This window comes from Pseudomonas sp. GW821-FHT07G10 (genome assembly GCF_059418545.1).
Genome location: NZ_JBWKQB010000026.1, coordinates 74,681 through 95,328, shown reverse-complemented (window position 1 = coordinate 95,328; position 20,648 = coordinate 74,681). Strand labels below are relative to the sequence as shown.

Here is a 20,648-nt window from a genome sequence, read left to right as displayed (position 1 = left end):
GCGAGGAACAGCAACGCAGGATATGGGCTGCTGGCGCCGAAGTTGACTAACAGAACTAGCCACACAGGCCACTAGGCCGCCGACCGTTGTTGCGCCGGAACCGCCAGGCTAACCGCCCGCACTGAAGCACCGGCACTCAAGCCCAGGCTTTTCGCTGTTTGCGCATCGACAATTAACGTACCTGCTGCAACTCGCGCCGGCGCAGCGGTGATTCGGCAATTGGCGAACTGGCGGTTGTGAATCAGATAGGGCACTGCAAGTTCACCGGGTGTGCCGATACTCAGCTGCAACACCTGACTATCACGCACCGCACGAATGTCACCGGTGGCGCACTCGATCAGCGGCCCGCCGTCAAAGATATCGATGTAGTCCTTATGGTCGAAACCTTCGGCCTTGAGCATGCCCAACGCCGGTTCGGTATTGGGGTGAACCCGACCGATCACCGAGCGCGCCGCTTCAGGCAGCAAACAGGTTGGCAATGGAAACTTGGGCATCAACTCAGCGATAAAGGTCTTGTTACCCAGGCCGGTCAGGTAGTCGGCATCGGCAAAATCCATCTTGAAGAAATGCCGCCCCAGGCCTTCCCAAAACGGCGAAACACCCTCTTCATCCGAGTAACCGCGCATTTCGGCAATCACCTTCTCACCGAACTTCTCACGAAACTCGGCCAGAAACAGAAACCGCGCCTTGGACAACAACCGGCCATTGAGCCCTTTGCGGTGTCCGGCATGCAGGAACAACGAACACAGCTCCGAATGCCCGGTCATGTCATTACCCAGAAACAACGTCGGCAGCTGTTGATTGATCCCCAGATTCTTCGACGCTGCAACAAACAACCCGAGGCGGTAGTTGTACCAGGGCTCGCGCATGCCCACGGCACCGGCCAGTGCACAAATGCCGACGGCTTCGCCGCTCTCGGTTTCCAGCACAAACAGGTAATCGGCATCGGCTCGTTCGGCCTCGCCGGCGAAGGTTTTCTCCGCCCACTCCAGGCGATGGCGCAAACGCACGGCATCGGCCGGCAAAGTGGTCAAACCGGTGCCCGCACTGTGGGCCAGGGTCAATAATGCAGGCAGGTCAGCCATTGTGGCAGGACGGACGATCATCGCGATTGCTCCTTGGAGGCCAGATGGGTGGGCTGATGTTCAGGCAGACGCTCAGGTAGAAAAACTTCCGCCAGCATGCAGCGCGCGCTGCCGCCGCCGATGCGTTCGATGGTGTCGATATTCACCGGCAGCGGTTTGGCGTGACGCTCGATCAATCGGCGTTGCGTCAAGTCCAGCGATTGCCAGGCTGTACGCGACATCACCAGCAAGGGGTCGCCCGCCGCGTTATGGACTTCGAGCATGTTGCCGGCGAACGACTCCAGTTGCTCCCAGCTCAGGGCCATGACCTGTTTGCCGCTGTCCTCCAGCCGAGACTGCAACGCCGAGCGCTCGTTCAGATCGCTGACGGACTCCAGACACACCACGGCGAGGCTGCTGCCCACGCTCATCATCACGTTGGTGTGGTAGATGGCGACGCCCTGACGGTCCACCGCGTTGAACGCGCAGAGCTCATAACCCAGGTGGTCGACCACCTGATTCAAGGCCTGGGCATGGGTGCGAGTGGAATAACCGGCGTAACAAATTCGCTGCTGACGATCGAGAACCATGCTGCCGGTGCCCTCCAGGAACACTTCCTGCTGTTCCAGGCCCGAGAGGTCCAGCATCTGCTCGACCCGGTACTCGTCGCGCAACCACTCCAGTACGCCTTTGTCCCGTTCCAGGCGACGGTTGTGGCCCTGCATCGGGTACAGCACCAAAGTGCCGTCAGGATGGCTGCTCCACCAGTTGTTGGGGAAGATCGAGTCAGGGGTATGCGGCGCTTCGCTGTCGTTGTGCACCATGACGGTGACACCCTGCTCGCGCAATGCGGCGACATAGCCATCGAACTCTCGCAGAGCCTTGAGCTGCACGTCTTCGGCGAGCGCGGCCTGGCGCTGGAAACGGTTGTTGGCGGCCGTGTCCTGATTGAAGGAGAAACGTGTCGGGCGAATCATCAAAACGGTATTGGTGGTTTGCATGGGCACAGAATCAATGAGGGTTAAGAGGTACTCATTGTCTGGTTTGGCGGGCAGAAAACCCGGCTGATAACACGGGTGGGTGTGATGGAAATGGCTGAAAGCGAGGGGGTGAGCAGCCGATTCGGCGGGGAAAGATGTGCGCTGGATCGATCGTTCCCACGCTCTGCGTGGTAACGCCTCATCGGACGCTCTGCGTCCGCTTTTGTTACGCAGAGCGTCACGGGCTGCATTCCCACGCGGAGCGTGGGAACGATCTGCAAACCCGGCCGATAACGCGGGTCGGTGTGATGGAAATGGCTGAAAGCGAGGGGGTGAGCAGCCGATTCGGCGGGGAAAGATATGCGCTGGATCGATCGTTCCCACGCTCTGCGTGGTAACGCCTCATCGGACGCTCTGCGTCCGCTTTTGTGACGCAGAGCGTCACGGGCTGCATTCCCACGCGAAGCGTGGGAATGATTTCGTAGGGCTTACTCCATCGAAGTCTTGACCATCGCAAGCTCGGGATGGCTGACCAGTTTGTCGATGTGCAAGTCCGGGTCGTCGAACCAGACTTCGGTCAGCACCCGATAATGCTCCATGTCCCGGCAACGCATACGCAGGCTGTAGTCGAACGCGCCGCTGATCAGGCGGCACTCCAGCACCTGCGGACAGGCACGCACTTTGGCTTCAAACGCCTTCTGCGCCGCCCGCCCGCTCTGGTTCGAGAGCGCCACCAGCACCAGTAACGACAACCCCGGTGTCAGTTTCTTTTCGTCGAGAATCGCCCCATAACCGCGGATAACCCCGAGCTGTTCGAGCTTGCGCACCCGTTCCAGGCACGGCCTGGGAGTCAGGTGCACCCGCTCGGAAAGCTTCTGATAGGTGATGCGCCCTTCATGGCGCAGCACCTCAATGATTGCCTGATCGATACGATCAAGCACGATCGACAGATCGCGGATATCCGCCATGTACGTCTTGCCTCACTTCAAACGACCCGATAAAAATTGCTGCAAACGCTCGCTCTGTGGCTGGTCGAGAATCTCTGCAGTTCCCTGCTCCTCAACCCGGCCTTGATGCAGAAACAACACCTGACTGGACACCTTGCGGGCAAAGCCCATTTCGTGGGTCACCATCAGCATGGTACGGCCCTCTTCTGCCAGGGCCTGAATCACCTTGAGTACTTCACCCACCAGCTCCGGATCGAGCGCCGAGGTCGGCTCGTCGAACAGCAGAATCTGCGGTTCCACCGCCAGGGCCCGGGCAATCGCCACCCGTTGTTGCTGGCCGCCGGAAAGAAACGCCGGGTACTGTTCGGCCACTCGCTGCGGCAAACCGACTTTGTCCAGATAAGCACGAGCGCTTTGCTCAGCGTCCTTGCGACTGACGCCCAGCACACGGCATGGCGCCAGCATAATGTTTTCCAGAACGGTCAGGTGGCTCCACAGGTTGAAATGCTGAAACACCATGGCCAGACGCGTGCGCAGGCGCTGCAACTGCGCGGGACTGGCAACGCGCATGCCACCGGCTGCCGGCCGCGTCGCGATGACTTCGCCATCCAGCTCGATGGAGCCCTCGTCAGCCCGTTCAAGAAAGTTGATACACCGCAGCATGGTGCTTTTACCGGAACCGCTGGCGCCGATCATGCTCACCACATCGCCTGCACGGGCTTTCAACGAGACGCCCTTGAGCACCTCATTGTCACCAAATCGTTTATACAGATTTTCAACCGTCAGCTTGTACATGAAACACTCCTGGAGCCACACCGCTATCGGCACAGCTCTGGACAGAAAGAATGGAAATGAACAACCGCACGCAATGACTCAGTGAGCCGGACCGAGAAAACTCAGCCAGCGCTTCTCTGCCAGGCGGAATGCACCCACCAGCCCGAAAGACAGCGCCAGGTAAAGCAACCCGGCAATGCCGAACGCCTGGAAAGTCATGAAGGTCGCGGCGTTAGCGTCGCGGGCCACCTTGAGGATGTCCGGAATAGTCGCGGTGAAAGCCACCGAAGTCGCATGCAGCATCAGGATCACTTCGTTGCTGTAATACGGCAGTGCCCGGCGCAACGCCGAAGGCAGGATTAGCCGCAAGTACAAACGCCAGCCACTCAAGCCATAGGCGTGGGCCGCCTCGATTTCACCATAGGGAATACTGCGAATCGCCCCGGCGAAAATTTCTACGGTGTAGGCACAGGTATTGAGAGTGAACGCCAGCAAGGTGCAATTCATCGCATCGCGAAAGAAGGCTTCCAGCAGTGGCTGAGAACGGACCACCGCAATGCCATAGATCCCGCTGTAGCAAATCAGTAGCTGGATATACAGCGGCGTGCCACGAAACACATAGGTGAATAGCTGAACCGGCCAGCGCAGCAGGCCCCAGCGCGAGGTCCGCATGATTGCCAGCGGCAGCGAAAGGAAAAACCCCAGCACGATGCTCACGCAGAGCAACCACAAGGTTATCGCTAACCCGGTGAAGTTGTAGCCGTCACTGAAGAGAAAGGGTTTCCAGTATTCCGAAATCAACTCGATCATCGCGTCATCCCCCGTACGCCTTGGTTGTAACGACGCTCAAGCCCGCGCAGCACATAGTTCGACGCACTGGTGATCAGCAAATACAGCGCCGCCGCCAGCAGCAGGAAATCCAGCATATTAAAGGTGCTTTTACCGGCCTCCTGAGCGACCTTGACCAGGTCCGACAAGCCAATGATCGACACCAGCGCCGTGGCCTTGAGCAGCACCAGCCAGTTATTGCCAAGGCTGGGCAAGGCGAAACGCATCATTTGCGGGAATACCACGAAGCGAAAACGTTGCCAGCGGTTCAAGCCAAATGACGCACCGGCTTCCTGCTGACCGCGCGGAACGCTGAGAATCGCGCCGCGAAAGGTTTCAGTGAAATAGGCGCCGTAGATAAACCCCAGGGTGATGATGCCTGCCACGAACGGGTCGATCTCCATGTAGGGCCAGCCCAGGGCCTCGGTCAGGCTGCTCAGCCAGCCTTGCAGGCTGTAGAAAATCAACAGCATCAGCACCAGATCGGGAACCCCGCGGATCAGTGTCGTGTAGAACGTCGCCGGCAGGTTGAAGAGGCGCAGCGGTGAAAGCTTGGCTGCCGCGCCGACCAGGCCCATCAGCATGCTCACCAATAGCGACAATGCAGACAGTTTGAGGGTCACCCAGGTGCCGTGCAGCAACAGAGGGCCATAGCCTTGCAGGGCCGACATATCGAGCCCCAGAAAATGAAGGAAGGTATTCACGCAAGTCACCAGTCTTGAATTGCCACAGCCTGGCGCTGCATCGCACAGGACGATGCAGCGCTGTCGGTGCGAGGATCAGTTGTTGTAGAGATCGAGATCGCCGAAGTGCTTCTTCTGGATCTGCGCGTAGATGCCCTTTTCATGCAGGGCCTTGATGGCGGTGTTGATCATGCCTTTGAGCTCGTCGTTATCCTGGCGGATGCCGATGGCGATTTCCGACGGTACCAGCGGGTCGCTGATGCCCTGACTGTTCTGGAAGTCGGCACCTTGCGGCGACGTCAGGAAACTCATCTGCGCTTGCAGCTTGTCCTGAATCGACGCATCGAGACGGCCGTAAACCAGGTCCGCGTAGACCTGATCCTGACTCTGGTAGGCCCGCAGTTTCACGCCACCGGGGGCCAGTCTGGCTTTGGCATAGGTTTCTTGAATCGTGCCCTGCATGTAACCGATGACCTTGCCTTTGAGGGATTCGGCGGTGGGTTCAAGACCGGAATCCTTGCGGGTGACGATGGCGGTCGGGCCGGCATACAGGCGGTCGGAGAAATCGATCTGCTTTTTGCGCGCCTCAGTCACCGTCATCGACGACTCGATCGCATCGAACTTGCCGGCCTTGAGCGCAGGAATCAGCCCGTCGAAGTCGTTACTGACCCACACGCACTTGAGCTTCAGCTCGGCGCAGATTGCATTGCCCAGATCCACACCAAAGCCTTGCACGCCACCGTCGGCGGTGGTCGATTCGAACGGTGGGTAGCTTGGGTTGACGCCAAATCGCAGCTCTTTCCACTCTTTGGCGCTAGCGCCTGCCGAGCAGAACAACAACGCGAGTACCGGTAAGGCCAGCCATTTTTTGTTCATCTTCGTAAGTCCCGATTTATTTGGATTTATCGCGGCCAGGCACACGACCGAGCCACATTTATGGGCAGGAGCAGAGAGTCGATGCGGCATCCACCGCAACAGCGTTCTTATTGTTTTAAACCGGTGCGTCGCCACACCCCCACCCTGAAACCCTTGTCGCAGACGGCTTCAAATGGAACACCAGAATGCCAACAGAATGCTTGGGGCTGGTGTCGTAACGGCCCGCGCAGACAGCCCGGCTATGCTGATAAGCGGTATTGCACAGCCGAATCGGTCGTTTCCGGCACTTACCCGGCGATAACACCCTTCGAAGGGGCGAGTGAACAGGGTCATCCTGCAAAAATGCACACCAGACCTGCAGTTATCCGGGTTGTACATGGCAAATTTGCACTGTTACGATCCGGCATCGTTCGCGCGCGAACACTTCTATAAAGAACAATAAAAGCAGGGAGTTAGTGATGACTGCTCAGGTTTCATCCCAGGCGATACGGTCCGTGGATGCCACGCAAAACGAAGTGCTGGCCGAGGTCCGTAACCATATCGGCCACCTGACCCTCAACCGCCCCGCCGGCCTCAACGCCCTCACTCTGGACATGGTCCGCAGCCTGCACCAGCAACTCGATGCCTGGGCCCATGACCCGCAGGTACATGCGGTGGTGCTGCGCGGTGCCGGTGAAAAAGCCTTTTGTGCCGGTGGCGATATCCGCACGCTGTATGACAGCTTCAAAAACGGGCAAACCCTGCACCAGGACTTCTTCGTCGAGGAATACGCCCTCGATCTGGCCATCCATCAGTACCGCAAACCGGTGCTGGCGCTGCTGGACGGTTTCGTCCTCGGCGGTGGCATGGGTCTGGTGCAAGGCGCGGATCTGCGGGTAGTCACTGAACGCAGCCGTCTGGCGATGCCGGAAGTGGCCATCGGTTATTTCCCGGATGTCGGCGGCAGCTACTTCCTGCCACGCGTTGCGGGCGAGCTGGGGATCTACCTGGGCGTCAGTGGCGTGCAGATCCGCGCTGCCGACGCGCTCTACTGTGGATTGGCCGATTGGTACCTGGAAAGCGACAGGCTGAGCCTGCTGGACCAGCGCCTCGATCACCTGGAGTGGCACGAAACACCGCTCAAGGACCTGCAAGGTCTACTGGCTGCACTTGCCGTGCAGCAACTGCCCGACGCACCGTTGCACGCCTTGCGTGGGGCCATCGACCACTTCTTCGCCCTGCCCGATGTGCCGAGCATCGTCGAGCAATTACGCGAAGTCACGGTCGCCGACAGCCACGAGTGGGCCCTTGCCACCGCCACTCTGCTGGAAAGCCGCTCGCCGCTGGCGATGGGCGTAACCTTGGAGATGCTGCGGCGCGGTCGCCAGCTGAGCCTGGAAGAGTGCTTTGCCCTGGAACTGCATCTGGACCGTCAGTGGTTCGAACGTGGTGACCTGATCGAAGGCGTGCGCGCCTTGCTGATCGATAAAGACAAGAACCCGCGCTGGAACCCGCCGACCCTGCAAGCCCTCGATGGCGAGCATGTCGCGAGTTTCTTCCGCGGTTTCGACATGAGTGGGAGCTGAGCCATGCACGACCTTGAATTGAGTGAAGAGCAAGTCATGATCCGCGACATGGCCCGGGACTTCGCCCGCCGTGAAATCGCGCCCCACGCCCAGGCGTGGGAAAAGGCTGGCTGGATCGATGATGCGCTGGTGGCGAAGATGGGCGAGCTGGGTTTGCTCGGCATGGTGGTCCCCGAGGAATGGGGCGGCACCTATGTCGACTACGTCGCCTACGCCCTCGCAGTGGAAGAAATCTCCGCTGGCGACGGCGCGACGGGTGCCTTGATGAGCATCCACAACTCGGTGGGCTGCGGGCCGGTCCTCAACTACGGCACTGAGGAGCAGAAACAGACCTGGCTGGCGGACCTGGCCAGCGGACAAGCCATCGGCTGCTTCGCCCTGACCGAACCCCAGGCCGGCTCCGAGGCCCATAACCTGCGCACCCGCGCCGAGCTGCGCGACGGCCAGTGGGTGATCAATGGCGCCAAGCAATTCGTCAGCAACGGCAAACGGGCCAAACTGGCCATCGTCTTCGCTGTCACCGATGCGCATCTGGGCAAGAAAGGCCTGTCGGCGTTTCTGGTGCCCACCGATACCCCGGGTTTTATCGTCGACCGTACTGAACACAAGATGGGCATCCGCGCCTCCGACACCTGCGCCGTGACCCTCAACCAATGCACCATTCCTGAAGCGAACCTGCTGGGCGAGCGCGGCAAGGGGCTGGCGATTGCCCTGTCCAACCTTGAAGGCGGTCGTATCGGCATCGCCGCCCAGGCCTTGGGCATCGCCCGTGCAGCATTCGAAGCGGCGCTGGCTTATTCGCGCGATCGGGTGCAGTTCGACAAGCCGATTATCGAGCACCAGAGCATCGCCAACCTGCTGGCGGACATGCACACCCGTTTGAATGCCGCCCGCTTGCTGATCCTGCACGCGGCTCGTCTGCGCAGTGCCGGCAAACCCTGTCTGTCCGAAGCCTCACAGGCCAAGCTGTTTGCCTCGGAGATGGCCGAAAAGGTCTGCTCTTCGGCCATTCAGATCCACGGTGGTTACGGCTATCTGGAGGATTACCCGGTAGAACGCTTCTACCGCGATGCGCGGATTACGCAGATCTATGAAGGGTCGAGCGAGATTCAGCGAATGGTGATTGCACGAGAGTTGAAGAACTATCAGATCTGAAGGCTGAAAAGCATCGCGGGCAAGCCTCGCTCCTACGGGATTTAGTAACCTGTAGGAGCGAGGCTTGCCCGCGATGGCGTCGGTGAATCTTCTACATCACTTACCCTTGAACTGCGCCTCGCGCTTGGCGATAAACGCGGCCATCCCTTCTCTGCGATCTTCAATGGCGAACGCCGCATGGAACACCCGGCGTTCGAAACGCACGCCTTCGGACAGGCTGACTTCAAAGGCGCGGTTCACACTTTCCTTGACCATCATCGCAATCGGCAGGGATTTGCCAGCAATCACCGCTGCAACTTTCAGCGCTTCATCCAGCAACTCATCCACCGGTACGATGCGTGCCACAATCCCTGCGCGCTCGGCTTCCACCGCATCGATCAAGCGCCCGCTCAGGCACATTTCCATCGCCTTGGCCTTGCCCACGGCGCGGGTCAGACGCTGGGTGCCGCCCATACCCGGCAATACACCGAGGTTGATTTCCGGCTGGCCGAATTTGGCGTTATCGCCGGCCAGAATGAAGTCGCACATCAGCGCCAGCTCACAGCCACCACCGAGGGCGAAACCGGCCACCGCGGCGATGATCGGTTTACGACGGTTGGCCACTCGGTCGCTGTCGCTGAACAGGTCGTCGAGGTAGATCTGCGGATAGGTCAGCTCGGCCATTTCCTTGATGTCGGCACCCGCGGCGAAGGCCTTCTTCGATCCTGTGAGCACGATGCAGCCAATCTCGGGGTTGGCTTCCAGGCCGTCCAGCGCCTGGTTCAGCTCACTGACGATCTGCGCATTCAGCGCATTCAGGGCTTGCGGGCGGTTGAGCGTGATCAGGCCAACCCGGCCCTGAACTTCCAGCAAAATCGTTTCATAACTCATGGATGGGCTCCTGCCTTAGAAAGAGTAGAGATACAGAGTCAAAGATTGCGTGAAATGACCATGCGCTGAATATCGCTGGTGCCTTCGTAAATCTGGCAGACGCGCACATCACGGTAAATGCGTTCCAGCGGAAAGTCGCTCAGGTAGCCATAGCCACCGAGGGTTTGCAACGCCGAGGAGCAGACCTTTTCAGCCATTTCCGAAGCGAACAGCTTGGCCATCGACGCCTCCACCAGCGCCGGTTTGCCGCTGTCACGCAGGGCCGCCGCGTAATGCACCATCTGCCGGGCGACAGCGATCTGTGTGGCCATGTCCGCCAGGCGGAAAGCCACGGCTTGATGCTCGATCAGCGTCTTGCCGAAACTTTCCCGCTCGCGGGCGTAATCGCGCGCGGCTTCAAAAGCTGCGCGGGCCATGCCCACCGACTGCGAGGCAATACCCACACGCCCGCCTTCGAGGTTGGCCAGCGCGATTCTGTAGCCTTCACCCTCCTCACCCAAGCGGTTGGCGACCGGTACTTTCACGTCTTCGAAAAGTATCTGGCAAGTGTCCGACGCGTGCTGACCGAGCTTGTCTTCAATCCGCGCGACCTTATAGCCAGGCGAATCGGTGGGGACGATAAACGCGCTGATACCGCGCTTGCCGGCACTCGGATCAGTCACTGCAAACACAATCACGATGCCGGCGTTTTGCCCGGAGGTGATGAACTGTTTGCAGCCGTTGAGTACGTAGTGATCACCGTTCAAGCGGGCACGGGTTTTCAGGCTGCTGGCGTCGGAGCCGGCCTGGGGTTCGGTCAAGGCAAAGGCACCCAGCATCGCGCCGCTGGCCAATGGTTTAAGGAATTGCTCTTTCTGTTGATCGTTGCCGAACTTGAGGATCGGCACGCAACCCACCGAGTTGTGCACACTCATGATGGTCGAGCAGGCGCCGTCACCGGCGGCGATTTCTTCCAGGGCCATGGCGTAGGCCAGGTAACCAGTGTCGCAACCGCCCCACTGCTCCGGCACCAACATGCCGAAGAAGCCCAGTCCGGCCATCTCGCCGATGGCTTCCCTGGGGAAGCGATGTTCACGATCCCACTCGGCGGCGAACGGTTTCAGCCGTTCCTGGGCAAACTGCCGGGCCGCGTCGCTGATCTGTAGTTGTTCGTCAGTCGGGAGCATAAGGATTCCTTAGTACAGGACTTCAACAGCCATGGCCGTTGCTTCGCCGCCACCGATGCAGATGGCCGCCACGCCGCGATGCAGGCCTTTCTGGCGCAGGGCCGAAAGCAGCGTCACCAGAATCCGCGCACCGGACGCACCGATCGGATGGCCCAGGGCGCAAGCGCCACCGTGTACGTTGACCTTCTCATGGGGGATTTCCAGTTTGCTCATGGTCACCAGACTGACCACCGCAAAGGCTTCGTTGACTTCGAACAGTTCGACCTCGTCCAGCGACCAGCCGGTCTTGTTCATCAGTTTCTTGATCGCCCCCACCGGTGCCACCGGGAACAGGCCCGGCGTATCGGCAAACGCCGCATGGCCGTGAATCACTGCCAGCGGTTTGAGGCCACGTTTTTCAGCCTCCGAGCGGCGCATCAATACCAATGCCGCAGCGCCGTCGGAAATCGAACTGGAGTTGGCAGCAGTGACCGTGCCGCCTTCGCGGAACGCTGGTTTCAGCCCGGTAATCTTGTCCAGTTTGGCCTTTGGCGGTTGCTCATCGTCGCTGATCAGCTTCTGCTCCTTGCCGACCATCACCTGCAACGGCACGATCTCGGCGGCGAAACTGCCGTCTTTGATCGCCTGTTGGGCACGAGTCGTCGAAGCAATGGCAAATTCGTCCTGAACTTCGCGGCTGAAGCCGTTGGCTTCGGCGCAATCCTCGGCAAAGGTGCCCATCAGGCGGCCCTTGTCGTAAGCGTCTTCCAGACCGTCGAAAAACATATGGTCGATGACCTGGCCATGGCCCATGCGCAAGCCACTGCGGGCGCGGTCTAGCAAATACGGTGCGTTGGACATGCTTTCCATGCCACCGGCCACCACCACCTCGGCGCTGCCGGCCAGCAGCATGTCGTGGGCCAGAATGGCTGCCTCCATACCGGAACCGCACATTTTGTTCAGCGTGGTGCAGCGGGTCGACTTGTCGAGCCCGGCGCCCAGCGCCGCTTGCCGTGCGGGCGCCTGACCGAGACCGGCCGAGAGCACGCAACCGAATAACACTTCTTCCACCGCGCCAGGTGCAACACCGGCGCGCTCGACGGCAGCGCGGATCGCAGCGGCACCCAGTTGCGGTGCGCTCAGGCTTTTCAGTTCACCCTGAAAACCGCCCATCGGGGTGCGGACGGCACTGACAATAACAATCGGATCGTTGGTAATAGTCATGATAAATCCTCCTTACTTGGCGGCCATGCGCAAGGCACCGTCGAGACGGATCACCTCACCGTTGAGCATGCTGTTTTCAATAATATGCCTAACCAGCGCAGCGTACTCCGAAGGTTTGCCCAGACGCGGCGGGAACGGAACGCCAGCGGCGAGAGAGTCGCGCACTTCCTGGGTCATGCCGGCCATCATTGGGGTTTCGAAGATCCCCGGAGCGATGGTCATCACCCGAATGCCGTAGCGCGCCAGTTCACGGGCGGCGGGCAAGGTCAGGCTGGCAATCGCGCCTTTGGAAGCAGCATAGGCCGCCTGACCGATCTGGCCGTCGAAGGCGGCGGCCGAGGCGGTGTTGATGATTACACCGCGTGAACCGTCGGCATCGGCTTCGCCGTCGGCAATGGCCGCGGCTGCCAGACGCAGCAGGTTGAAGCTGCCGATCAGGTTGACGTTGATCACCTGGCTGAAACTGGCCAGCGCATGAGGACCGTTCTTGCCGAGAATCTTCTCGCCGCGCACCACGCCCGCGCAGTTGACCAGCCCGTGCAACCCGCCAAAGGCTGCGACCGTTGCCTTTACCGCCGCCTCGGCTGCCGCTTCCTGACAGATATCGGCCACGACGCTTTGCGCCTGTGAACCGAGCTTTTGCGCTTGGGCCGCCACGGCGTCGGCGTTCAAATCCACCAGCATCACCTTGGCACCAGCGGCCACCAGCATCTCAGCCGTAGCGGCGCCCAAACCGGACGCGCCGCCGCTGACGAGAAAAACCTTATTTTCGATCTGCATCGTTGTTTCCTTGGGTTCAAGCCTTGTGAGCCACGGCCTCTTGAGCCTTGGCGATTTCCTGATTGCGCAAGATAAAGCGCTGCAACTTGCCGCTTGGGGTTTTCGGCAGTTCGCTGACAAATTCGATTTCACGGGGGTACGAGTGCGCCGCCAGGCGCTTGCGCACGTGCTGGCGCAGCTCTTCGGCCAGCTGCGGCGCGGCACGGTATTGCGGACTGAGTACGACAAAGGCTTTCACCAGCTCGGTGCGTTCCGGGTCGGGTTTTCCGATCACCGCCGCCTCGACCACCGCCGGGTGTTCAATCAGGGCGCTTTCCACGTCGAACGGGCCGACCCGATAACCCGAAGTGGTGATCACGTCATCGCTGCGGCCGACGAAGCTGATGCTGCCGTCCGGGTTCAGCTCCACGGTATCGCCGCTGAGGTAGTAGTTGCCTACAAATGCCTTGGTCGGCGCACCTTCATAGCCGGCGAACCAGCACATCGGCGACTGGGTGCGATCAATCGCCAGAATGCCCGGCTGCCCGGCCGGCAGCTCCTGGTAGTGATCATCAAGCACCACAATTCGATGCCCAGGCGAGGCGAAACCTGCCGAACCGACATGCACCGGATGCTCCAGACCGTGGTGATTGCACAGCACCATGCCCAGCTCGGTCTGGCCGTAATGGTCGTGGATGACCACCCCCAGGTTATCGGCGAACCAGCGAATCACTTCCGGGTTCAGCGGCTCACCGGCGCTGCTGACGATACGCAGCTTGCCCTTGATCGAGCGGGCGAACTCATCACCGCCGGCGATCAGCAAGCGATACGCCGTCGGCGAACCGGTCAGGTTGGTAATGCCGTATTTGTTGATCACCCGGCAGGTGCTTTCCAGGGTGAACGGACCATCGTAGAAGGTGATCGGATGGCCCATGGACAACGGGCCGGTAACGCCGAAATAGATGCCGTAGGCCCAACCCGGATCGGCAACGTTCCAGAACGCGTCTTCCGGGCGAAGATCCACTGCATCACGGGTATAGCTCTGAAACGCGACAATCGCCTTGAGCGGTACGGCCAGCGCTTTGGACGGACCGGTGGTGCCCGAGGTGAACATCAGCAGGAAAGGATCGTCGCCGTTAAGCAGGACTGGCTCGCAGTCGGCCGAATAATTGGCTTGCTCGGCCCAGAAACTGAAGTCGCCGCGCACGATGCCCTGGCCCTTGGGCCCGCCCACGGTGACGATGGTCGGGCAGTCGGTCACTTCGCTGAGTTTGGAACGGTTAGCGGCGTCGGTCACCACCAACGCTGCACCGGAGCTGCTCAGCCGATGCTCGATGGCTTTGGGGCCGAAGGCGGTAAACAACGGCTGGTAGACCGCGCCAATGCGCCAGGTGGCGAAGACTGTAATTAGAAGCTCAACGTTGCGCGGCAAGAGGCCTGCGACTTTGTCGCCCTTCTTGACGCCTTGGGCCAGCAGAAAGTTGGCGAAGCGCGCGGCCTTGTCCTGCAATTCGCTGAAGGTGTAGGTTGCACTGGTGCCATCGCGGCCCTCCCAGAACAACGCAATACGTCCCGGCAAGGCATGCCGGTCGCAGCATTCGACGCACGCATTGAGCCCCGCCAGAGTGCCCTTCAGGGCTTCATCGACAGTGTGTTGATAATCGAATTGTGCAGTGGCAGACAAGTAATCGCGCATCACCAGAATCCCTCGGTCTTTTTATTAGTAGGAACCGTGAAAAATCCTGGAAATACTCGCTCCGTGTGGGGTGCTGGGCAATGGTCAAAGCTATCAAGTTACGTGACTGGTTTGGCCAAGATTTGAAAGATTGATCGTTCCCACGCTCTGCGTGGGAATGCCTCACTGGACGCTCCGCGTCCGCTTTGGCAGTGACGCGGAGCGTCACGGGCTGCATTCCCACGCGGGAGCGTGGGAACGATCAAATGCCCGGGATTGGACCCTGACCACTTGCGAAACGCTTTTGGATCGTTCCCACGCTCTGCGTGGGAATGCCTCACCGGACGCTCCGCGTCCGCTTTGGCAGTGACGCGGAGCGTCACGGGCTGCATTCCCACGCGGGAGCGTGGGAACGATCAAATCTATGCGCCAGGTGCTACCCCGCCTCATTCAAAATCAAACTCCGGTAATGCCCGGGATTGGACCCTGACCACTTGCGAAACGCTTTGTAGAACGAGCTGGCATCGGCAAATCCCAGCCGCGTGGCGATTTCGGCGAAGCTGATCTGCGGTTCGGCCAGCCAGAGTATCGCCAGCTCCTTGCGCACGCTGTCCTTGAGTCCTTGATAGGTCTGGCCCTCTTCGGCCAGACGGCGGCGCAAGGTTGAAGCCGACATGCACAGACGTTGCGCCAGGCTATCGGTTTCCGGCCAGTGTTCGGCGGGCAAGTGCCGCAGATCGTTCTTGATCCGGCTGGCCAGGCTTTCCGGGTCGCGATACTTGACCAGGATATTGGCTGGTGCATGGGCCAGAAAACGCTTGAGTTCGTCGCTGCTGCGCTTGATTGGCAGATCGAGGCAATCCGCCGAAAAAATCATCCGGGTCCGCGGTCGGTCAAAACGCAGGTTCTCGGAAAACATCACCTTATAGTCGTCGCAAAAGTCTGGCTCCGGGCAACGCAGCTCAATGGCGAGAATCGGAATGCGCCGCCCGGCCAGCCAGCAGGCAACGCCGTGGACAATCATCCAGTAGGTGAAATAGGTAAAGGCTCGCCGCGGTTCCTTGTCGTCTTCGAGCAGGACGATTTCCGCCAGGCTCTGCTGATGAACAAGCTGTGCCGGCAAGCGTTCGAGCATCAAGGAGAGAAACTCCAGCCCCGACGCCAGGCTCGTCGCAAGCGTCGGTTGCGCCATGCTGGAACGACACAGAAACGCCAGGCTACCGGACCTCAGCTGGCGCGGATCCATGCCAAAGAACTCATCGTCCAGGCGCCGGGCCAACAAGCGCCACAGCCGGGCATAGGCGGTGGCCGGTACGCGGGCGTCAGCGACCTCCAGCAGCATCGGATCGATCCCGACCTTGTGCAATACCTCATGCGTAGCGGTACCGGGCGCGCAACTCTGCAGCAGCGCTTCGCGCACGAGCTGGATGGAGATAGTGTCTTTTTCCGACATTGACGATTGCACTGCCCTGCGCAAATGAATGGGGCGGCCATCTTAACGTAGGCGCTGGCGCAGCCTGCGATCTTTTCGGCGCACCACAGAACCTTCTTTCGTTCAGCTTTCGTTCAGCATCCGTTCAGGTAAATACCAATCAACCCCATTTAGCAATGAGTATCATTATGTTACAAATTAGCCCCCATTAATCATTCTCAACACGGTGCTGAATGCTGGTTCCTTTTTTGATCATGCTGCGCGAAGGCATTGAAGCGGCGTTAATCGTTGGCATCATCGCCAGTTACCTCAAGCAAACCGGTCGTGATCAGTGGATGCCCGCCATGTGGATCGGTGTGTTCCTCGCCGCAGCACTGGCTTTTCTGGTCGGTGGCGGGCTGGAACTGGTCAGCGCCGAATTCCCGCAAAAACAGCAGGAACTCTTCGAAGGCGTGGTCGGCCTGATGGCCGTGGCCATTCTGAGTTCCATGGTGTTCTGGATGCGTAAGGTCGCACGCTCGATCAAGCATTCCCTTCACGCCTCCCTCGATCAGGCGCTGACCGGTTCCAGGCATCAGATCACGGCGCTGATCGTCATGGTGTTTTTCGCCGTCGCCCGGGAAGGCCTGGAAACGGTGTTTTTCCTGCTTGCGGTGTTCCAGCAAAGCGAAGGTCCGGCCGCACCGATCGGCGCCCTGCTCGGCTTGATCCTGTCGATTGTCGTGGGCTTTTTGATCTACACCGGCAGCATGCGACTGAACCTCGGGGCGTTCTTCCGATGGACCGGACTGTTCATTCTGGTAGTCGCCGCCGGGATCCTCGCCAGTTCGGTGCGCGCCCTGCATGAAGCGGGCCTGTGGAATCACCTGCAAACCGTGCTCTTCGATTTCAGCGCGACCTTACCGATGGATGGCCCGCTGGGCTCGGTACTGGCCGGCATGTTCGGTTACCAGGACGCACCAACCATCAGCACCTTGGGTGTCTACCTGATTTATCTGGTGGTGACACTGGTGCTGTTCTTCGTTCCGGCGGCGCCCCGATCTGCGCCAGGCCAACCCTCTTCCGTTTCCGCTCAGTAAGGGCCTCCATGTCAAACCAAGCCTCTGCACAGGCCTCGCCACCCCGCGCCTTGCGCTGGGCAGTGGCCGGTTCAGTGATCATGATGATCGCCGCCGGTGGGCTGTTCTATTACGCGTCGAAAATGGCCGCCGCCAAGCGCCAGGTCAGCCACGACGAAATCACCGTCACCATCGCTCCCCACAGCTGCGAGCCGAATGTCCTGACCCTGCCTGCCGGACACGCCAGTTTTCGTATTCTCAATCGCTCGGATCGTGCTGTGGAATGGGAAATCCTCGACGGCGTGCTGGTGGTCGAAGAACGCGAAAACATCGCCCCGGGTCTGAGCCAGGTGATCAACGCCAATTTGCGGCCAGGCGATTACGCGATCACCTGTGGCCTGCTGAGCAACCCGCGCGGCACGCTGCACGTGACCCCGACCGCCGAGTCCGAAGCCAGCGCCAAGGCGCGTCCATCGATGGTGGCGTTTATCGGCCCGCTGTCGGAGTTCCGGGTTTACTTGAGCCGCCAAAGCAGCGCATTGATCACCGCCGTCACAGCCCTTGAACAAGCGATAGCAGCCGGTGACCTGAGTCAGGCTCAAGCGCTGTATGTGCCGGCCAGCGCCGCTTACCAGCGCATTGCACCGGCCGCTCAGCGCCTGGCCGAGCTCGATCGGGCGATCAACGCTCGCGCTGACTACTTCGAGAAACGCGAGCAAGACACCGGCTTCGTCGGCTTGCACCGCATCGAATACGCACTGTTCCAACAACGCTCTGTCGATAACCTCACGCCCGTTGCCCAGCGCTTGCTCAGCGATGTCACCCAGCTCAAGCAACAGCTGATGGCGCAATCGCTGCCACCTGAGCAACTGGTGAATATCGTTACCCGGAGCATGCGCAGCATTGCCGAGGTGCGCGGCAGCAGCGGTGAAGAAGAACGCTACAGCCATAGCGACCTCAACGGTTTCGCCGCCAACCTGGAAGCGACGCGCAAAGTCGTCGACCTGTTGCGGCCGTTGCTGGCCAAGTCCGCCGCCGGGCTGCTGACACAGATCGACAGCGCCACCACCGCACTCGATGCCCAGTTCAATGATTTGCGCATGACAAACGGTTACAGCACCTACGACAGCGTCGGTGCCGATCAGCGCGTGCGACTTGCCAACAAGGCCAAGGCTCTGGCCGATGTACTCGATGGAATCGATCCCGCCCTTGGCCTTTCCGGCCTGTAGTAGAAGACCAACACACATGAACGACTCAAATCATTTCTCCGCCCAGCGTCGCCGCGTTTTGCTCGGCATGGGCGCCGCTGGCGTGGCGTTGGCCGGTAGCACGTTGAGCTGCCCGGCCATGGCCGCCAGCCCGGCGCAAGTCACCGAAGCACCGAGCAGTGAGAAAACTCACGATCGGCACGATTTTCATGGCAAACATCAGACCGGCATCGTCACCCCGCGCCCATCTTGCGGCATGCTGGTGTCCTTCGATGTGCTCGCCAGCGACCGCAAGGACCTGGAGCGCTTGTTCCGCACCCTCAACGAACGCATTGCATTCCTGATGAGCGGCGGTCCGGTGTCGCAGGTCGACCCGAAGCTGCCGCCAGTAGACTCCGGAATCCTCGGGCCAGTGGTCACCCCGGACAACCTGACCATAACCGTGTCGGTCGGCGAATCGCTGTTCGACGAGCGTTTCGGCCTGAGCGGGGCCAAACCCAAGCGCCTGATCCGCATGGTCGGTTTCCCCAACGACGCCCTTGATCCCGATAGCTGCCACGGCGACTTGAGCCTGCAGTTCTGCGCCAACACTGCCGACACTAATATCCACGCCCTGCGCGACATCGTGAAAAACCTCCCGGACCTGCTGTTGGTGCGCTGGAAACAGGAAGGCAGCGTGCCGCCACAAGCCCCTGTACGCCCCGGTGAACCTGCGCAAAGTGCGCGCAACTTCCTCGGCTTCCGTGACGGCTCGGCCAACCCCGATTCCAACGACAGCAAGAGCATGGACCAGATTGTCTGGGTCCAGCCCGGCAGCGATGAACCGGCCTGGGCGGCCAACGGTAGCTATCAGGCGGTGCGGATCATCCGCAACTTCGTCGAGCGTTGGGACCGCACGCCGCTGCAAGAGCAGGAAAGCATCATCGGCCGGGTCAAAACCAGCGGTGCACCGATGGATGGCCAGAAGGAAACCCAGGTCCCGGATTACGCCAAAGACCCCCACGGCAAACTGACCAAAATGGATGCGCACATCCGCCTGGCCAACCCGCGCACCGCGGCGACTCAGGCCAGCCTGATCCTGCGCCGGCCCTTCAACTACTCCAACGGCGTGAGCAAGAACGGTCAGTTGAACATGGGTTTGTTGTTCATCTGCTACCAGGCCGACCTGGAGAAAGGCTTTATCGCCGTGCAGACCCGGCTCAATGGCGAGCCCCTGGAGGAATACCTCAAGCCGGTGGGCGGCGGTTATTTCTTCACGCTGCCTGGCGTGACCGGCGACAAAGACTTCATCGGTCGTTCGCTGCTTGACGCAACACACTCCAAAACCACGGCTTAACCCCTAAACACAATAACCTTCTCGGAAAAGTCCCATGAAAAAGACGCCTCTTGCTTTGTTGCTGACCCTTGGCCTGCTCCACACTCCTCTCTCGGCTTTCGCTGCAACCGCGCCGCTGGAATTGGTAGGACCGATCTCGGATTACAAAATCTATGTCACCGAACAGCTCGACGAAATGGCCAGCCACACCCAGCAGTTCACCGACGCGCTGAAAAAAGGCGACCTGGCCACCGCCAAAAAGCTCTACGCGCCGACCCGGGTTTACTACGAGTCGATCGAGCCGATTGCCGCACTGTTCAGCGACCTCGATGCGTCGATCGATTCGCGTGTCAACGACCACGAAAAAGGCGTCAAGGCCGAGGACTTCACCGGTTTTCACCGTATTGAATACTCGCTGTTCTCCGAGAACAGCACCCAAGGTCTCGGTGAACTGGCCGACGGCCTGAACAAAGACGTCAAAGAACTGCAGGCCCGCGTAGCCGGCCTGACCTTCCCGCCAGAGAAAGTGGTGGGTGGCGCCGCCTCGCTGCTCGAAGAAGTCGCTGCGACCAAGATCGCCGGCGAAGAGGACCGTTACAGCCACACCGACCTGTATGACTTCCAGGGCAACATCGATGGCGCGAAGAAAATCGTCGAGCTGTTCCGTCCGCAGTTGGAGAAACAGGACAAAGCCTTCGTCGCCAAAGTCGACAAAAACTTCGCCAGCGTGAACACGATTCTGGCCAAGTACAAAACGGCTGATGGTGGTTTCGAGACTTACGACAAGGTCAAGGAAAACGACCGCAAAGCGCTGGTCGGGCCGGTTAACACCCTGGCAGAAGATTTGTCGACGTTGCGTGGCAAGCTGGGGCTCAATTAAGAGCAATTGCTTCAGCGTCGCCTGAACCGACGCCTCGCGGGCAAGCCTCGCTCCTACAGGTGTTGTGCGTTTTCTGTTCATGGATCGTTCCCACGCTCCCGCGTGGGAATGCAGCCCGTGACGCTGCGCGTCACATCCAGAGCGATTGCTACGCGGCCACGGAGGAGTTCCCACGCAGAGCGTGGGAACGATCAGTTGCCCCCCCCCTGC

Annotated in this window: 19 protein-coding genes; 6 read left to right on the top strand and 13 right to left on the bottom strand. The window is 60.1% G+C overall.

Annotation, left to right across the window (positions count from 1 at the left end):
* Window positions 1-71: 71 nt before the first annotated feature.
* From astA to AC07O1_RS24055, 7 genes are all read right to left on the bottom strand, one after another.
* Window positions 72-1,106, bottom strand: coding sequence for an arginine N-succinyltransferase (gene astA, locus AC07O1_RS24085; RefSeq protein ID WP_495090382.1), 1,035 nt, complete (start codon window positions 1,104-1,106; stop codon window positions 72-74).
* Window positions 1,103-2,065: a citrulline utilization hydrolase CtlX gene (ctlX, locus tag AC07O1_RS24080; protein WP_495090381.1), complete on the bottom strand. Its 963-nt coding sequence runs from the start codon at window positions 2,063-2,065 to the stop codon at window positions 1,103-1,105. Before ctlX ends, astA begins: the two co-directional genes overlap by 4 nt.
* Before the next feature lie 467 nt (window positions 2,066-2,532).
* Window positions 2,533-3,012 carry an Lrp/AsnC family transcriptional regulator gene (locus tag AC07O1_RS24075; protein ID WP_090322115.1) on the bottom strand — a complete coding sequence of 160 codons (480 nt, stop codon included), beginning with the start codon at window positions 3,010-3,012 and terminating at the stop codon, window positions 2,533-2,535.
* A 12-nt stretch (window positions 3,013-3,024) separates the two neighbouring features.
* Window positions 3,025-3,786: an ABC transporter ATP-binding protein gene (locus tag AC07O1_RS24070; protein ID WP_494991368.1), complete on the bottom strand. Its 762-nt coding sequence runs from the start codon at window positions 3,784-3,786 to the stop codon at window positions 3,025-3,027.
* A gap of 78 nt (window positions 3,787-3,864) precedes the next feature.
* Window positions 3,865-4,575, bottom strand: coding sequence for an ABC transporter permease (locus AC07O1_RS24065; RefSeq protein ID WP_494991367.1), 711 nt, complete (start codon window positions 4,573-4,575; stop codon window positions 3,865-3,867).
* Complete coding sequence (locus tag AC07O1_RS24060) at window positions 4,572-5,264, bottom strand: ABC transporter permease (protein ID WP_494991721.1); 693 nt, start codon at window positions 5,262-5,264, stop codon at window positions 4,572-4,574. Before AC07O1_RS24060 ends, AC07O1_RS24065 begins: the two co-directional genes overlap by 4 nt.
* Window positions 5,265-5,372: 108 nt before the next feature.
* Complete coding sequence (locus AC07O1_RS24055) at window positions 5,373-6,152, bottom strand: transporter substrate-binding domain-containing protein (protein WP_494991366.1); 780 nt, start codon at window positions 6,150-6,152, stop codon at window positions 5,373-5,375.
* Window positions 6,153-6,610: 458 nt separating this feature from the next.
* Here AC07O1_RS24055 and AC07O1_RS24050 point away from each other — a divergent pair, with 458 nt between their 5' ends.
* Both AC07O1_RS24050 and AC07O1_RS24045 read left to right on the top strand, forming a co-directional pair.
* Window positions 6,611-7,717: an enoyl-CoA hydratase/isomerase family protein gene (locus tag AC07O1_RS24050; protein ID WP_495090380.1), complete on the top strand. Its 1,107-nt coding sequence runs from the start codon at window positions 6,611-6,613 to the stop codon at window positions 7,715-7,717.
* A gap of 3 nt (window positions 7,718-7,720) precedes the next feature.
* Window positions 7,721-8,872 carry an acyl-CoA dehydrogenase family protein gene (locus tag AC07O1_RS24045; RefSeq protein ID WP_494991364.1) on the top strand — a complete coding sequence of 384 codons (1,152 nt, stop codon included), beginning with the start codon at window positions 7,721-7,723 and terminating at the stop codon, window positions 8,870-8,872.
* A 96-nt stretch (window positions 8,873-8,968) separates the two neighbouring features.
* Here AC07O1_RS24045 and AC07O1_RS24040 read toward each other — a convergent pair whose 3' ends face one another.
* The 6 genes from AC07O1_RS24040 to AC07O1_RS24015 all read right to left on the bottom strand — a co-directional run bounded on the left by AC07O1_RS24040 (window position 8,969) and on the right by AC07O1_RS24015 (window position 15,998).
* A complete protein-coding gene (locus AC07O1_RS24040) occupies window positions 8,969-9,742 on the bottom strand; it encodes an enoyl-CoA hydratase (protein WP_494991363.1) in 774 nt (257 codons plus the stop codon).
* A gap of 38 nt (window positions 9,743-9,780) precedes the next feature.
* Window positions 9,781-10,908: an acyl-CoA dehydrogenase gene (locus AC07O1_RS24035; protein ID WP_495090379.1), complete on the bottom strand. Its 1,128-nt coding sequence runs from the start codon at window positions 10,906-10,908 to the stop codon at window positions 9,781-9,783.
* A gap of 9 nt (window positions 10,909-10,917) precedes the next feature.
* Window positions 10,918-12,111 carry an acetyl-CoA C-acyltransferase gene (locus AC07O1_RS24030; RefSeq protein ID WP_494991361.1) on the bottom strand — a complete coding sequence of 398 codons (1,194 nt, stop codon included), beginning with the start codon at window positions 12,109-12,111 and terminating at the stop codon, window positions 10,918-10,920.
* Between the two features lie 12 nt (window positions 12,112-12,123).
* The gene (locus tag AC07O1_RS24025; RefSeq protein ID WP_495090378.1) at window positions 12,124-12,891 is read right to left on the bottom strand and encodes an SDR family NAD(P)-dependent oxidoreductase; all 768 of its coding nucleotides are present in this window, start codon (window positions 12,889-12,891) and stop codon (window positions 12,124-12,126) included.
* A gap of 16 nt (window positions 12,892-12,907) precedes the next feature.
* On the bottom strand, window positions 12,908-14,566 hold the full coding sequence (locus AC07O1_RS24020) for an AMP-binding protein (protein WP_495090377.1): 1,659 nt from the start codon (window positions 14,564-14,566) through the stop codon (window positions 12,908-12,910).
* A gap of 415 nt (window positions 14,567-14,981) precedes the next feature.
* Window positions 14,982-15,998 carry an AraC family transcriptional regulator gene (locus tag AC07O1_RS24015; RefSeq protein ID WP_494991358.1) on the bottom strand — a complete coding sequence of 339 codons (1,017 nt, stop codon included), beginning with the start codon at window positions 15,996-15,998 and terminating at the stop codon, window positions 14,982-14,984.
* Window positions 15,999-16,210: 212 nt separating this feature from the next.
* Between AC07O1_RS24015 and efeU the strand changes: the two genes are divergently transcribed.
* From efeU to efeO (AC07O1_RS23995), 4 genes are read left to right on the top strand one after another with little or no spacing between them, the layout of a single operon-like run.
* Window positions 16,211-17,056: an iron uptake transporter permease EfeU gene (gene efeU, locus AC07O1_RS24010; RefSeq protein WP_495090376.1), complete on the top strand. Its 846-nt coding sequence runs from the start codon at window positions 16,211-16,213 to the stop codon at window positions 17,054-17,056.
* Window positions 17,057-17,064: 8 nt separating this feature from the next.
* Window positions 17,065-18,264, top strand: a complete 1,200-nt coding sequence (gene efeO, locus AC07O1_RS24005) for an iron uptake system protein EfeO (RefSeq protein WP_495090375.1) — start codon at window positions 17,065-17,067, stop codon at window positions 18,262-18,264.
* A gap of 16 nt (window positions 18,265-18,280) precedes the next feature.
* The gene (gene efeB, locus AC07O1_RS24000; RefSeq protein WP_495090374.1) at window positions 18,281-19,579 is read left to right on the top strand and encodes an iron uptake transporter deferrochelatase/peroxidase subunit; all 1,299 of its coding nucleotides are present in this window, start codon (window positions 18,281-18,283) and stop codon (window positions 19,577-19,579) included.
* A 34-nt stretch (window positions 19,580-19,613) separates the two neighbouring features.
* Window positions 19,614-20,438 (top strand): iron uptake system protein EfeO, encoded by an 825-nt coding sequence (gene efeO / locus AC07O1_RS23995; protein ID WP_495090373.1) that lies wholly within the window; start codon window positions 19,614-19,616, stop codon window positions 20,436-20,438.
* Window positions 20,439-20,648 lie beyond the last annotated feature (210 nt).